This is a genomic window from Vibrio limimangrovi, assembly GCF_054064025.1.
In genome coordinates, this window is the sequence record NZ_JBSUGF010000010.1 from 93,004 (window position 1) to 107,656 (window position 14,653).

The window sequence follows — 14,653 nt, forward strand, 5'->3', positions numbered from 1 at the left end:
ACATTGGAAATAATGTTCATTGCGGAATAGATAACAGCCCTTATACTTCGATTTCTCGCCACTCTCCCGGCTGTAGATCACCCAGTTTGATACTCCCCATTGAATACCTTACCAAGCGCAGAGTAGGGAAGCCGATATGAGCAGTCATGCGTCTCACCTGACGGTTTCTGCCCTCAATAATAGTAATTGCCAGCCATGTGGTAGGAATATTAGCGCGAAAACGTACTGGTGGTATTCTGTCCCAAATTGCTGGCGCTGCCATGATTTCAACGTTTGCTGGCAGAGTCATACCGTCTTTAAGTTCTACACCTTTGCGTAATTTATCCAGATCGGCTTCTTGAGGCGCACCATCGACTTGTACCCAGTAAGTTTTAGGAGATTTAGACGTAGGCTGGGTCAGCTTTGCTTGCAAAATGCCGTCATTAGTGAGCACCATCAGCCCTTCACTATCGCGATCCAGTCGGCCAGCAGCATAAACATCTTTCACTGGAATATAATCGGCAAGTGTTTTGCGCCCGTCACCGTCGGTAAACTGGCTAAGCGTGTCATAAGGCTTATTGAAGATGATGACTTTACGGTCTTTTGGGGTGATACGTGGCTTTTGACTTTGTGATGCACGGGTAGGTCGGCGTCTATTCTTTGCTTGTTCTTGCGTACGATTTGATTGTCCGGAATGTTTTAAATGTCCCGCTTTAGATTGATGACTACGACGACCTTTTTCAGAACCTGTGCGAGATGACATGTTAACTACCCTACAAAAATGTAAATGAACTGTGTTTGAAAGTTTCAACTTTTCTTATGATCGGATATCATTTGCGCGCCTAAATTTAATAAACGCGAACAGAATGATAGACTATTTCGTGTTAATTGTTTAATTATATCAGTGCACTCATGGATTCAGAGCCCAGCGCTTCAAACTATAACAAAGGGTGCACACCGCGTGCCTGGCTATCTAGGAGCAACTTGCTTCTAAAGCAGGGCTGTGCGTCGAATAAACCAACTCAGATCTTGAGTTGATCAACCAACAAGTTGATTAAATAATAGGGAAATTTCATGCCTACAGAAAAGCCTACAATTATCTACACCATCACTGATGAAGCACCGGCGCTAGCAACTTATTCATTACTTCCAATCATCCAATCGTTTACTGCATCGTCTGGCATCAATGTAGATACTCGTGATATTTCACTAGCAGGTCGAATTATCGCTAACTTCCCAGAGCATTTGAAAGAAGAACAACGTGCTGGCGACGCGTTGACAGAGCTTGGTAATCTAGCGCAAACACCAGAAGCGAACATCATTAAGCTGCCAAACATTTCAGCCTCTATTCCGCAGTTGAAAGCGGCAATTAAAGAGCTTCAAAGCAAAGGTTACGATCTACCTAATTACCCTGAAGAACCTAGCACTTACGAAGAGAAAGCGATTAAAGCAACGTACGACAAAATTAAGGGTAGTGCAGTAAACCCTGTTCTGCGTGAAGGTAACTCAGATCGTCGTGCTCCACTTTCTGTTAAGAACTACGCAAAGAAAAACCCGCATTCAATGGGTGCATGGTCTGCAGACTCTAAATCACACGTAGCAAGCATGTCTGGTGATGACTTCTTTGGTAGCGAAAAATCGACCACGATTTCAGGTGCGACAGACGTTAAAATCGAATTTGTCGGCAATGACGGTACAGTTAAAGAGCTTAAAGCGGCATTCCCTCTACTGGACAAAGAAGTGATCGACAGCTCAGTGCTGAAGAAGAAAGCCCTTGTTGAGTTCTTCGAAAAAGAGATCGCTGAAGCAAAAGCGCAAGATGTGTTGCTGTCTTTACACATGAAAGCGACCATGATGAAGGTTTCAGACCCAGTCATCTTCGGTCATGCAGTAAAAGTTTACTACAAAGACGTATTCGTTAAGTACGGCAAGCTATTCGAAGAGCTTGGTGTTGATGTGAATAACGGTCTTGGTGACGTTTACGCAAAAATTGAATCATTGCCAGCGGCTCAAAAAGAAGAGATCGAAGCGGCAATTCAAGCGGTGTACCAAACTCAGCCTGAACTGGCAATGGTGGACTCTGACCGCGGTATCACTAACCTACACGTACCAAGTGACATCATTGTTGACGCATCTATGCCAGCAATGCTGCGCTCTTCTGGTCAGATGTGGGGACCAGACGGTAAACAGAAAGACACGAAAGCATTGATACCAGATCGTTGCTACGCAGGTATTTACCAAGCGGTTATTGATTTCTGTAAAGAGCACGGTGCATTTGATCCAACAACAATGGGCAGTGTGCCAAACGTTGGTCTAATGGCTCAAAAAGCAGAAGAGTACGGCTCACACGATAAGACATTTATCCTAGACGCAGCAGGCACAGTACGTGTTGTTGATACAGCAGGTCAGGTTCTACTTGAGCAAGCGGTAGAGGAAGGCGATATCTTCCGTATGTGTCAGGTGAAAGATGCGCCTATCCAAGATTGGGTGAAACTAGCAGTTACTCGTGCTCGTGCAACGGGTGTTCCTGCAGTGTTCTGGCTAGATGAAAACCGTGCACACGATGCTGAACTGATTAAAAAGGTAAACGCATACCTGCCTGATCACGACACTGACGGTCTGGAAATCAAGATCCTGTCTCCTGTAGACGCTTGTAAGTATTCGCTTGAGCGCATTAAAGCGGGCCTAGATACGATTTCTGTAACGGGTAACGTACTGCGTGACTACCTGACAGACTTGTTCCCAATTCTAGAGCTCGGTACATCTGCGAAGATGCTTTCGATTGTTCCGCTGATGAATGGCGGCGGCCTGTTCGAAACTGGTGCTGGTGGTTCTGCTCCGAAGCACGTTCAACAAGTAGAAAAAGAGAACCACCTTCGTTGGGATTCTTTGGGTGAGTTCTTGGCACTGGCGGCATCACTTGAGCACCTAAGTGTGGTAACGGGTAATGCTAAAGCACAAGTGCTTGCTGATACTCTGGATAAAGCGACAGGTGAATTCCTGGATACCAACAAGTCTCCTTCTCGCAAAGTTGGTGAACTGGACAACCGTGGTAGCCATTTCTACCTTGCTTCATACTGGGCGAAAGCATTGGCTGAGCAAACGGCGGATGCTGACCTTGCTGCTGAGTTTGCACCAATTGCTAAAGCATTGTCAGAAAATGAAGAAGCGATTGTTGCTGAACTCAACAATGCTCAGGGTGTGAAAGGCGAGCTAGGTGGTTACTACTTACTTGACGATGCACTGACATCTCAGCTAATGCGTCCAAGCGCGATTCTGAACTCAATCATCAACAAGTAACCTAGGTTAAAACGCATCATTCGTGGTGCGTTTTACAGAAAATAAGAAACCCGCTGACTTGGCGGGTTTATTTTTCTCTTCGTAAAGCGAATTAACGCTTACGAGAGCAAAGATTTCTATTCTACAGCGCTTAATTATTTCGCTTGGTCTTCAATCGGCACTACGCTGCTGGCGTGACAGCCTTTTGGACCTTTTTCGATCTCGTATGAGACTTGTTGGCCTGCTTTCAGTGTACGATAACCGTCCATCTGGATAGTTGAGTAGTGGGCAAAGATATCTCCTTCTTCTTCGTCTGAACAGATAAACCCAAATCCTTTGGCATTGTTAAACCACTTTACTGTACCTGTAGCCATGCTTTTACATCCCTCATGCATTTTTTACTGATGTTGTTACTATCACCAAGTCAGACCTTTAACTTGGTACTACTATTTACGACTTGTGACAAACGTCTCTATTATGCTTGTCTCGCTGACGTCAATCTTCGTCTCGGAGCTACTGTACTGTGTGACGAGTTAGCTAAGATGAGGATTTATGCATCAACACATTCCACTGTAGTCAATGAATCCATACAGTCAATAGTGCATTGCAACAAACAGAAACATTATTGAAAACAAATCACTTTTGAGATTAACAATTTTGCAAACAATTTTTCTGATGTACGACGATGTTTAGATATATTAGCTAATAAAAGTCGATGTTGAACAAGCGCCATACTGCATGCTTTGCGTGTAGTAGTGAATTCGACTAATTGAATAAAAAATGATGTTTTCGTGATAAATATCGGATTATTTCGAACGAATTGGGAACTAAACCGGAAGAAATTCATTATTGGTCTAGCAGGTTCCAGAGTGAAAATTTTGTAGAGAATGTGTGAATGGTTTGAGTAATAACTGATGACATGTCGATAAGCATCTTTTATTTGCGCGCCCGCTAGAGGTGCATTAGTCTCTATATAAGGTAGTAACTTTTATCGATCAAAGTTCTATTTCGGTGTCACTTCTCACTACACCGCTCGGCATGCTTGTGGTAGATTGTTTTTATAGGTCGAAAACATCAACCCTTTGATACGATATCTTTAAAAGTGCCATGAGTAAAAATTTTGAATGGGTCACTCCGGACTCTGATCTTCTGGAGCGAGAAAGTACAAAAATTCAGCCACCTAAGCTGTATAACGTTGTACTCAACAATGATGATTATACACCTATGGATTTCGTCATAGAGGTACTTGAGCGATTCTTTTCTCACGATATTGAAAGAGCGACTCAAATAATGCTCAAGGTTCACTATGAAGGAAAGGCAGTTTGCGGAACTTACAGCGCAGAAATTGCCGAGACAAAAGTAGCGCAAGTTACGATGTACGCAAGGGAAAATGAACATCCGTTACTTTGCACTATGGAGCAAGCGTAAAAGAAGACTTGCTCGAACAACCCAAGTTGTCTTTTCGGGAGGTACTTATGCTAAACAAAGAACTAGAGTCAAGCCTTAACAGTGCATTTGCTCGTGCGCGAGACAAACGTCACGAGTTTATGACTGTCGAACACCTCCTACTCGCATTGTTGGAGAATGATGCAGCTAAGGAAGCGCTTATCGCCTGCAAAGCAGATCTTGATGCTTTGCGTAACGAACTCGATATATTCATCGATCAAACGACGCCCCTCATTCCTGACAGCGATGAGACACGCGAAACCCAACCAACATTAAGTTTTCAACGCGTACTGCAACGAGCAGTGTTTCATGTTCAGTCGTCTGGAAGAAATGAAGTTACGGGTGCGAATGTATTGGTTGCCATTTTTAGTGAGCAGGAATCTCATGCAGCCTATCTTCTGAAGAAAAATGACATTTCTCGCTTAGATATCGTTAATTTCATTTCACATGGTATTACCAAAGCTTCTGGTGCGAGTGAGGATCCTTCCTCATCTGATTCTTTTGGTTCAGACAGTGTTGAGGATTCTAATTCCGACGAACGCTTAGAAAGCTTCGCAACCAATCTTAACCAAGTCGCGAAAGAAGGGAATATTGATCCGCTTATTGGTCGAGATAAAGAACTTGAACGGACCATCCAGGTATTGTGCCGTCGCCGCAAAAATAACCCGCTATTAGTGGGTGAAGCCGGGGTAGGTAAAACAGCAATTGCTGAGGGTCTAGCCTGGAGAATCGTTGAAGGTCAAGTGCCTGAAGTCATTCAAAACAGCGTAATTTATTCTCTTGATATCGGTTCGTTGCTTGCGGGTACAAAATACCGAGGTGATTTCGAGAAGCGTTTCAAAACCATTTTGAAACAGCTTGAGAAAGAAAAAGATGCGATTCTCTTCATTGATGAGATTCATACCATCATCGGCGCTGGTGCGGCTTCTGGTGGTCAAGTTGATGCTGCGAACCTGATTAAACCTCTGTTGAGCAGTGGTAAACTTCGCTGTATTGGTTCAACCACGTACCAAGAGTACAGCAACATTTTTGAGAAAGAACGTGCTCTTTCTCGTCGCTTCCAGAAGATTGATGTCGTTGAGCCATCGCTTGATGATACCACTAAGATTTTGATGGGGCTGAAACCTAAGTACGAAGCGCACCACGAAGTTCGTTACACCAATAAAGCACTCCGTGCTGCTGTGGAGCTATCGGCTAAGTACATTAATGAACGCCACCTGCCTGATAAAGCGATCGATGTGATTGATGAAGCGGGTGCGTGTAGTCGTCTGGCTCCTGCTAGTCGTCGTAAGAAAACAGTGGGCGTGGCCGAAATAGAAGCCATGGTTGCCAAAATGGCACGAATTCCAGAGAAGTCAGTGTCCTCTTCAGATAAAGATATCCTGAAGAATCTCGACAAGAAGATGAAGATGCTGGTATTTGGTCAGAACAACGCAATCGACGCGCTGTCGGAAGCCATCAAACTGACCAGAGCGGGTTTGGGTGTAGATAATAAGCCGGTTGGTTCTTTCTTATTTGCTGGGCCTACTGGTGTTGGTAAAACCGAAGTCACTGTTCAGTTATCTAAGCTGCTCGGTATTGAACTGCTGCGCTTTGATATGTCTGAGTATGGTGAACGCCATTCGGTGAGCCGTTTGATTGGTGCTCCACCGGGATACGTCGGTTATGATCAGGGCGGTTTGCTGACTGATGCGGTTATCAAACATCCTCACTCAGTCGTTCTGTTAGATGAAATTGAAAAAGCGCACCCAGACATCTTTAACTTGCTACTGCAAGTCATGGATAACGGGACGCTGACAGACAACAACGGCCGTAAAGCGGACTTCCGTAATGTGATTCTTGTCATGACCACCAACGCGGGTGTTGCGGAAACCGAGAAAAAATCGATTGGTTTGATTCAGCAAGATAATACTCACGATGCGATGGCGGAAATTAAGAAAGTGTTTACACCTGAGTTCCGTAACCGTCTTGATAATATTATTTGGTTTAATAGCCTTGATGAGACGGTTATCCATCAAGTCGTTGATAAATTTATCGTTGAACTTCAAGTGCAGTTAGATGCTCGTGGCGTTTCAATGGAAGTGTCGCAAGATGCTCGCCATTGGTTAGCTATCAAAGGTTACGATAAGGCAATGGGTGCTCGTCCAATGGGGCGTGTCATTCAAGAGCAGCTTAAGAAACCTTTGGCTAATGAACTATTGTTTGGTTCATTAGTTGATGGTGGCACCGTGAGGGTAACGCTTGTCAACGACGCACTTGAGTTTGAATACTTAAGTGAAAAAGAAGCGGCGATGCACTAGTTTCATATTCACTGATACGACAAAAAGATGCGGATGTTCGCATCTTTTTTGTTTTTGTAGGCATCGATATTGCGTCATTCGAAACGAACATCAAGCGATAAGAGGCCTGCTCTGAAGCCACAAATCGCCATATTTCAAATTCACAAATAAAAAACGGAGCCATGTGCTCCGCTTTTTATTTGCATTCGAAAATCAAAGATTAACGAGCACGGAAGACGATGCGGCCTTTAGATAGGTCGTATGGAGTCATCTCTACAGTTACTTTGTCACCCGTAAGGATACGGATGTAGTTCTTACGCATCTTGCCAGAGATATGAGCAGTCACAACGTGGCCGTTTTCAAGTTCAACACGGAACATAGTGTTTGGTAGAGTGTCAAGGACAGTGCCTTGCATCTCGATTACGTCTTCTTTAGCCATTTAATCCTCTTTAGAAATTAGGCAAATATTAGCGGGCGGTATTGTGCCGCTAAATAGTAATTATGTAAAGTTGGGGCGTATTCTACCCTTGCCAACGCTGATTTACTAGCCTTTGGTGCCGTTGAAAACGTGTTTTATAGTTCATTGCCGGACATTCATCAATCTGATAACCCAAGTATAGCCATTGTTGTTGGTTTTCCTGACAATACTGGATTTGATACAAGACGGCCAATGTTCCAACGGACAGCGGATGGTCAGGATCGAAGAAAGTATAAAACGCACTTGAGCATTGCTTCATTACGTCAGTTACGCCGACGGCAATCAATTTGTCTGATTCATCATAGACATGTAAGAAGAGGGTTGTGAGCCAGTTTGTTTGTGCAAAACGAGCAAACTCATCGCGCTTTGGAGGATACATCGTCCCGTTCTGATGCCTTTTAGAAATATACCTGCCGTAAAGATCAAACCATTCAGCGTCCATTTCCGGTTTCATTTCCCAGCGAAAATGCTGAACTTTTTTCAGCAATCGCTTCTGACTTTTCGATGGAGCGAAATCTGCTATCGCGATACGTATAGGCTGGCACGCGTTACAATGCTCACAATGTGGCTTGTATATTGTGTCCCCGCTGCGACGAAAGCCATTTGCCATCAGGATTTGGTAGTTCTTTTCCGTGTGTAATTCGTCATCAAGTGCGACGGCAACTCGTTCTTGCCGTTCTGGTAGATAACTGCACGGGTGATTCGTCGTTAAGCCGATACGAATGTGTTGTAGATCTGAGCTCATGATACTGAATTCCGCAAAATTTGAGGCTCAAAAGTGCCTGAAGCTGTTTGCTTTTCTCTTAAAGATAGTAGCTTTTGCATGAACTCGTCTCTGTCCAATTCAAATGCTCCAAGAGATGCCAGGTGCGGGTTCATCACCTGACAGTCAATCAGTTGACCTTGCTTTACTTTCAAGTGATTACATAAATACCACAAGGCAATCTTTGATGCGTTATCCTTTAAGCTAAACATAGATTCACCGCAAAAAAGTTGACCAATACTTAATCCGTATAAGCCGCCAACTAATTCATGGTCATCCCATACTTCTATAGAATGGCAATGGCCGAGTTTAGCAAGCTCGACATAGGCTGCTTGCATGTCCTCGTTTAACCAAGTTTCACTTGCAGGACGGGTTGATGAACAGAGTGTGATGACTTGTTCCGTTGCGTGGTTCAGGGTTACCTGATAGTTATGTTTGCGTTGAAATTTTTTCAGGCTTTTTGATGGCTTAAACGTTTGAGGATCAAAAACAGCCCTTGGTGAAGGACTCCACCAGAGGATAGGCTCGCCGGGTCCATACCACGGGAAAATCCCCTGGTGATAACCTTTGAGTATTCTCATGGGGTCCAAATTACCACCAAAGGCCAGTAAACCATTAGGTTCGCGCAGTGCCTTATATGGGGATGGAAAGTTGAATGTGTTATCAAGTTCCGTTAAATAAATTGCCATACAGAATTCATTACCAACATTTACGCCAGAGGAGTTTGTGATGACCCGAACACAAAACAGAGTGAAAGCATGGTTTTGGATCATACTGCTTTTGCCATTATTCGCCAATGCAGCGTACGAAAGAAATGTTGCAAAGCCGGTAAATCAGGTGATCTATGGGACCGTCGATTCGGTCCGATACATTACTCAACAGGAGGTTGTTCAGTCTAAAAGTAGTGGTTGGAAAACGTTACTTGGTGCAACGATTGGAGGTTTAATCGGGAATCAATTTGGCGGTGGAACGGGCAGAGAGGTTGCTACTGCTGTCGGCGCATTAACAGGTGCTGCTGTCGTGCAAAATCAAAGTATGGGCCAATTTACTGTTGAATCTCAGTTGGTTGAACTGTTGATAAAGGTTGATGGCGATAAACTCATCAATGTGATTCAGGATGTCGATAAGAACATGCTGTTTAGCCGTGGTGATGAGGTTCGTATCTTGTATTTTGATGATGGTGTACGGGTAGATACGGTCTATTAAGTCTGTGCTTTCAGGTAAATAGATACGTTGACTAATTATTCATAAATTAGCGTAGATTTGCTCTGGTTTTGTATTGGTTTTTTCGTTAGTCTGAATCCACGAAGAATTGTTCAGCTCTCATCAAATCGTGAAATGAGAGCACAAAGGATTATCAACTTTCAATGGAAAGCCTAACGTTACAACCAATCAATAAAATCCAAGGGGAAGTAAATCTTCCTGGCTCAAAAAGTGTTTCTAACCGAGCGCTTTTGCTTGCGGCTCTAGCCAAAGGTACCACTCGCCTGACCAACCTTCTTGATAGTGACGATATTCGTCATATGCTTAATGCTCTTACCACGCTTGGTGTTCAGTATCAGTTGTCTGAAGACAAAACTCAGTGTGTTGTTGAAGGGCTTGGCCATCCGTTTTCTGTGTCTGAGCCAGTAGAACTATTTTTGGGTAATGCGGGAACGGCAATGCGTCCGCTGGCTGCTGCACTTTGTCTGGGCGAGGGTGAATACGTATTGACGGGTGAGCCGCGCATGAAAGAGCGTCCAATCGGTCACCTTGTCACTGCGTTACAGCAAGCTGGTGCCAATATTGAGTATCTGGAAAACGAAAACTACCCGCCATTAAAAATTGTGGGCACGGGTCTTAAATCGGGCACAGTGTCGATTGATGGTTCCATTTCAAGTCAATTTTTAACCGCTTTCCTGATGTCAGCGCCACTTGCAGAAGGTGAAGTTCGCATTAAGATCGAAGGTGAATTGGTCTCCAAACCCTACATTGACATTACTCTTCATATCATGAAGCAGTTTGGTGTTAATGTCGTAAACAATGACTATCAAGAATTTGTTATTCCTGTAGGTCAGCATTACGTTGCACCAGGTGATTTCCTGGTTGAAGGGGATGCGTCTTCAGCGTCTTACTTCCTGGCTGCCGCCGCGATTAAAGGTGGTGAAGTTAAAGTCACAGGCATTGGTAAAAACAGTATTCAGGGCGACATTCGATTTGCTGATGCGTTAGAAAAAATGGGCGCAGAAATTGAGTGGGGTGAAGATTACGTCATTGCACGTGCGGGCAAGCTAAAGGGGATTGATATGGATTACAACCATATCCCTGATGCAGCAATGACGATTGCGACCACCGCTTTATTTGCTGAAGGTACAACAGCTATTCGCAATGTTTACAACTGGCGCGTAAAAGAAACCGATCGCTTGTCTGCGATGGCAACGGAACTGCGTAAAGTCGGCGCAGAAGTTGAAGAGGGTGAGGATTACATTATCGTTAAGCCTGTCGCGCAGCTAAAACATGCGGCGATTGATACTTATGATGATCATCGTATGGCAATGTGTTTTTCATTGGTTGCCTTGAGCGATACCCCCGTGACAATTAATGATCCTAAGTGTACGTCGAAGACATTCCCGGATTACTTCGATAAGCTTAAATCACTGAGTTGTTAGCTGTTTTTCGAATAATAAAAAACCAGAGCATGTCGCTCTGGTTTTTTATTTCACAACTTACGGACTATTTGATTAGCGTAAATTCTTTTGAAAGGTGATGCGCCAGATATTTGAACATGTTGAAAACAGCCGTGGTGTTCATCGTTGGCATCCCTTTTTCGTCAAGAAAATACTCGCCTTTAAATACTAAAACGTCATCTTTTTCTTCTACACTTGTCGCGCGCATACCCTTGATGTAATCATCGTGTTCCTGGATGATTTGGTTCGCGATTAAAAGAAGGTCGAACTCTTCAATAAACTTTCTATCAGACATAACGTTCCCGTCATTCATTACTAATTTAGTGCTAAGAAGTATACCTACATTTAACATGGTCTCACAGGCCCAATCTACAATGGTTTGCAAAGACCAACTCGGCTTCGAAGGCTGGAGGCTGAAGTTAGTTGGTTAACGCCCGCTCGTCATGAGAGAAACCTAAGGTTACACTCAGTAAATAAAAATATTTTGTGATGAGTAACAAAATTTCCTGAATTCGATTAGCAGTAGTAAAGTTTGCCTGCTTAGATATGCCGCTCAAGGTCTTTCTTTTTGATGTATAAAGACGATGAATTGTCAACCAATCGGATCTGAATTTCAAAAAAGCAGTTGATCTTCTTTTCATCTCGCACAATAGTAAAAAAAGAAGCAATGAAATAGAACATTATGCGGGTGGGCCTCAAGTCGGGGTTCTACCCGCATTATTATGAAGGACGTTAGAGTCAGTTATGGGTAAATCACTCGTTATAGTGGAGTCACCAGCCAAGGCAAAGACAATAAATAAGTACCTTGGAAAAGACTTTGTTGTGAAGTCTAGTGTTGGTCATGTGCGTGATCTGCCTACGGCTGGTCAAAGCACTGGTGAAAAAGCTGCTGCCATTTCTACAAAAGGGATGAGTGCTGAAGAAAAAGCACGAGTCAAAACAGAGAAAGATCGCAAAGCGCTGATCAAAAAAATGGGGATTAACCCATATCATGACTGGGAAGCGAACTATCAGATTCTTCCTGGCAAAGAAAAAGTTGTCAGTGAACTACAAAAATTAGCTAAAGATGCTGATTGCGTTTATCTCGCAACCGATTTGGACCGCGAGGGGGAAGCAATCGCATGGCACCTTCGTGAGATCATCGGTGGCGATGAAGAGCGATACAAACGAGTAGTCTTTAACGAAATTACCAAAAATGCTATTCAGCAAGCTTTCCAGACTCCTGGTGAGTTGAATATGGATGGCGTTAACGCACAACAAGCACGTCGATTCATGGACCGTGTGGTTGGTTTCATGGTTTCTCCACTGCTGTGGAAGAAAGTCGCACGTGGTTTGTCTGCGGGGCGTGTTCAATCGGTAGCGGTTAAGTTGCTGGTAGAGCGTGAACGAGAAATCAATGCGTTTGTACCAGAAGAGTTCTGGGATATTCACGCGAATACTAAGACAAAAGACAAGTCTGATTTCAAACTGCTCGTTGCGCAGAAAGACGATGTTGCGTTTAAGCCAGTCAACGAGACAGAAGCGAAAGCTGCAGTTTCAGTGCTTGAAAATGCAAGCTACGAAGTGTGTAAACGCGAAGACCGTCCGACGAAAAGTAAGCCGTCAGCACCTTATATTACTTCAACACTGCAACAGGCGGCGAGTACGCGCTTAGGCTACGGTGTTAAGAAGACCATGATGCTGGCGCAGCGCTTGTATGAAGCAGGTTACATCACTTACATGCGTACGGACTCGACTAACCTGAGTACCGAAGCAGTAGACGCCGTTCGTGACTACATCGGTTCTGAATTTGGTGATAAGTACCTACCATCGAAACCATTAACCTACGGTAGCAAAGAAGGCGCACAAGAAGCGCACGAAGCAATTCGTCCTTCAGATATGTCTGTGAAGTCCGAGGACTTACAGGGTGTTGATACTGACGCTCACAAACTTTATTCGTTGATCTGGAATCAGTTCGTTGCGTGTCAAATGACGCCAGCAGAGTATGATTCTACGACCATCAGCGTTAAGGCGGCAGAATACACGCTTAAAGCGAAAGGTCGTATTCTTAAGTTTGACGGTTGGACTCGTGTACAACGTCCAATGGGCAAAAACGAAGACACTATCCTGCCAGCGGTTCAACTTGGTGACAAACTCGATCTTGAATCGCTAGATCCGAAGCAGCACTTTACCAAACCGCCAGCACGTTTCACTGAAGCCGCATTGGTTAAAGAACTGGAAAAGCGTGGTATTGGCCGCCCGTCTACTTACGCTTCCATCATTTCTACGATTCAAGATCGTGGTTATGTGAAGGTTGACCAGCGTCGTTTCTACGCTGAAAAAATGGGTGAAATCGTTACTGACCGTTTGGATGACAGTTTCAACGATTTGATGAACTACGACTTTACTGCTCGTATGGAACAGAAACTGGACCAAATCGCAGAAGGAGAAGTGAACTGGAAATCGGTACTCGATAACTTTTTCGCTGACTTTACCGGCGATCTGGAGAAAGCGGATCTTGACGAGTCAGAAGGTGGTATGAAACTGAACCACATCGTAATGACAGACATCGAGTGTCCGACATGTGGTCGTCCAATGGGTATTCGTACCGCATCTACCGGCGTGTTCCTGGGATGTTCTGGTTATGCGTTGCCACCGAAAGAGCGTTGCAAAACCACGATTAACCTCGGTGATGAAGAGGGCATCATCAATGTCTTAGAAGAAGACGTTGAAACGGCAGCACTTCGCGCCAAGAAGCGTTGTCCGATTTGTGAAACGGCCATGGATGCTTACCTTATCGACGATAAGCGCAAGATGCATGTTTGTGGTAATAACCCGAACTGTGAAGGCTACATTGTTGAATACGGCGAGTTTAAAGTGAAAGGCTACGATGGCCCAGTTGTCGAGTGTGACAAGTGTGGTTCGGACATGGTGCTTAAGAATGGCCGTTTCGGTAAATACATGGATTGTACGAGTGAAAATTGTAAAAATACTCGTAAGATTCTAAAAAATGGTGAAGTCGCTCCACCGAAAGAAGAACCGGTACATTTCCCTGAGTTTCCTTGTGAAAACTCGGATGCTTATTTTGTACTGCGTGATGGCGCGTCTGGTCTGTTTATGGCCGCGAGCAATTTCCCTAAATCTCGTGAAACCCGAGCGCCACTCGTGTCTGAGTTAACCCGTTTCGTAGAGCGTTTGCCAGAGAAGTTCAAGTACTTGGCAACTGCGCCACAGGAAGACCCTGATGGTCGTCCGGCAGTGGTTCGTTTTAGTCGTAAAACGAAAGAAAACTATGTCCGTACAGAAGACGATGGTAAGCCTAGCGGTTGGACTGCACTGTACATCGACGGCAAATGGGAAGTGACCGACAAGCGCAAAAAAGCAAAAGCAGAAAGCTAATTTCGATGATTTTTGATGAGTAGTAGGGCAGCGGATTCGCTGCCCTATTTTTTTCAGTTTTGCCTCTCTACCACTGTCATTCCAAATGTACGTTCACTCAAATTTCCGGCAATTTAATTTCGGTTTTTTGAATCTCATTTCTTTAAGTGTCCTGATTTCATTTTATAGTCATATGTATGACGTAATCTCAAACGCTGTGCGATTCCAACTTAAACAAGCAGCCTGGAAAGTTTAGAGATAACGAGCTCAATAAATTGAACGCTATTGTGTAGTTATTCAGTTCGTAAATTGTTTTCAGAATGTAATCCATTACTTGGCCTTGTGTGATCTACATATCGTATTGGGTAACTAGTACCTACCTTGCACACAGAATGGCGTATTTAAA

12 protein-coding genes are annotated in these 14,653 nt (G+C 44.1%); 6 read left to right on the forward strand and 6 right to left on the reverse strand.

Going from position 1 to position 14,653, the window contains the following annotated elements:
- Window positions 1–40: 40 nt before the first annotated feature.
- Window positions 41–742, reverse strand: coding sequence for a pseudouridine synthase (locus ACWYU8_RS14860; RefSeq protein WP_457520429.1), 702 nt, complete (start codon window positions 740–742; stop codon window positions 41–43).
- Between the two features lie 311 nt (window positions 743–1,053).
- Here ACWYU8_RS14860 and ACWYU8_RS14865 point away from each other — a divergent pair, with 311 nt between their 5' ends.
- Complete coding sequence (locus tag ACWYU8_RS14865) at window positions 1,054–3,279, forward strand: NADP-dependent isocitrate dehydrogenase (protein WP_457520430.1); 2,226 nt, start codon at window positions 1,054–1,056, stop codon at window positions 3,277–3,279.
- A gap of 134 nt (window positions 3,280–3,413) precedes the next feature.
- Here the strand turns inward: ACWYU8_RS14865 and cspD are convergent, their stop codons facing one another.
- A complete protein-coding gene (cspD, locus tag ACWYU8_RS14870; protein WP_014231319.1) occupies window positions 3,414–3,632 on the reverse strand; it encodes a cold shock domain-containing protein CspD in 219 nt (72 codons plus the stop codon).
- A 733-nt stretch (window positions 3,633–4,365) separates the two neighbouring features.
- Here cspD and clpS point away from each other — a divergent pair.
- Window positions 4,366–4,686: an ATP-dependent Clp protease adapter ClpS gene (clpS, locus tag ACWYU8_RS14875; protein WP_457520431.1), complete on the forward strand. Its 321-nt coding sequence runs from the start codon at window positions 4,366–4,368 to the stop codon at window positions 4,684–4,686.
- 47 nt (window positions 4,687–4,733) lie between these two features.
- Entirely contained in the window at window positions 4,734–7,004 is a 2,271-nt protein-coding gene (gene clpA / locus ACWYU8_RS14880; RefSeq protein ID WP_457520432.1) for an ATP-dependent Clp protease ATP-binding subunit ClpA, read from the forward strand.
- 199 nt (window positions 7,005–7,203) lie between these two features.
- Here clpA and infA read toward each other — a convergent pair whose 3' ends face one another.
- The 3 genes from infA to aat all read right to left on the reverse strand — a co-directional run bounded on the left by infA (window position 7,204) and on the right by aat (window position 8,913).
- A complete protein-coding gene (gene infA / locus ACWYU8_RS14885; RefSeq protein ID WP_001040192.1) occupies window positions 7,204–7,422 on the reverse strand; it encodes a translation initiation factor IF-1 in 219 nt (72 codons plus the stop codon).
- 82 nt (window positions 7,423–7,504) lie between these two features.
- Window positions 7,505–8,206: an arginyltransferase gene (locus tag ACWYU8_RS14890; protein WP_457520433.1), complete on the reverse strand. Its 702-nt coding sequence runs from the start codon at window positions 8,204–8,206 to the stop codon at window positions 7,505–7,507.
- Window positions 8,203–8,913: a leucyl/phenylalanyl-tRNA--protein transferase gene (aat, locus tag ACWYU8_RS14895; RefSeq protein ID WP_457520434.1), complete on the reverse strand. Its 711-nt coding sequence runs from the start codon at window positions 8,911–8,913 to the stop codon at window positions 8,203–8,205. Before aat ends, ACWYU8_RS14890 begins: the two co-directional genes overlap by 4 nt.
- Before the next feature lie 40 nt (window positions 8,914–8,953).
- Between aat and ACWYU8_RS14900 the strand changes: the two genes are divergently transcribed.
- Complete coding sequence (locus tag ACWYU8_RS14900) at window positions 8,954–9,430, forward strand: glycine zipper 2TM domain-containing protein (RefSeq protein ID WP_457520435.1); 477 nt, start codon at window positions 8,954–8,956, stop codon at window positions 9,428–9,430.
- Between the two features lie 161 nt (window positions 9,431–9,591).
- A complete protein-coding gene (gene aroA / locus ACWYU8_RS14905; RefSeq protein WP_457520436.1) occupies window positions 9,592–10,872 on the forward strand; it encodes a 3-phosphoshikimate 1-carboxyvinyltransferase in 1,281 nt (426 codons plus the stop codon).
- Window positions 10,873–10,936: 64 nt separating this feature from the next.
- Here aroA and ACWYU8_RS14910 read toward each other — a convergent pair whose 3' ends face one another.
- Window positions 10,937–11,185, reverse strand: coding sequence for a YciN family protein (locus ACWYU8_RS14910; RefSeq protein ID WP_457520437.1), 249 nt, complete (start codon window positions 11,183–11,185; stop codon window positions 10,937–10,939).
- 449 nt (window positions 11,186–11,634) lie between these two features.
- Between ACWYU8_RS14910 and topA the strand changes: the two genes are divergently transcribed.
- A complete protein-coding gene (topA, locus tag ACWYU8_RS14915; protein WP_457520438.1) occupies window positions 11,635–14,268 on the forward strand; it encodes a type I DNA topoisomerase in 2,634 nt (877 codons plus the stop codon).
- Window positions 14,269–14,653: the final 385 nt, after the last annotated feature.

Bases quoted from the DNA above. Each gene is read 5' to 3' on its own strand.
- ACWYU8_RS14860 (WP_457520429.1), bottom strand. From the start codon at position 742: ATGTCATCTCGCACAGGTTCTGAAAAAGGTCGTCGTAGTCATCAATCT.
- ACWYU8_RS14865 (WP_457520430.1), top strand. From the start codon at position 1,054: ATGCCTACAGAAAAGCCTACAATTATCTACACCATCACTGATGAAGCA.
- cspD (WP_014231319.1), bottom strand. From the start codon at position 3,632: ATGGCTACAGGTACAGTAAAGTGGTTTAACAATGCCAAAGGATTTGGG.
- clpS (WP_457520431.1), top strand. From the start codon at position 4,366: ATGAGTAAAAATTTTGAATGGGTCACTCCGGACTCTGATCTTCTGGAG.
- clpA (WP_457520432.1), top strand. From the start codon at position 4,734: ATGCTAAACAAAGAACTAGAGTCAAGCCTTAACAGTGCATTTGCTCGT.
- infA (WP_001040192.1), bottom strand. From the start codon at position 7,422: ATGGCTAAAGAAGACGTAATCGAGATGCAAGGCACTGTCCTTGACACT.
- ACWYU8_RS14890 (WP_457520433.1), bottom strand. From the start codon at position 8,206: ATGAGCTCAGATCTACAACACATTCGTATCGGCTTAACGACGAATCAC.
- aat (WP_457520434.1), bottom strand. From the start codon at position 8,913: ATGGCAATTTATTTAACGGAACTTGATAACACATTCAACTTTCCATCC.
- ACWYU8_RS14900 (WP_457520435.1), top strand. From the start codon at position 8,954: ATGACCCGAACACAAAACAGAGTGAAAGCATGGTTTTGGATCATACTG.
- aroA (WP_457520436.1), top strand. From the start codon at position 9,592: ATGGAAAGCCTAACGTTACAACCAATCAATAAAATCCAAGGGGAAGTA.
- ACWYU8_RS14910 (WP_457520437.1), bottom strand. From the start codon at position 11,185: ATGTCTGATAGAAAGTTTATTGAAGAGTTCGACCTTCTTTTAATCGCG.
- topA (WP_457520438.1), top strand. From the start codon at position 11,635: ATGGGTAAATCACTCGTTATAGTGGAGTCACCAGCCAAGGCAAAGACA.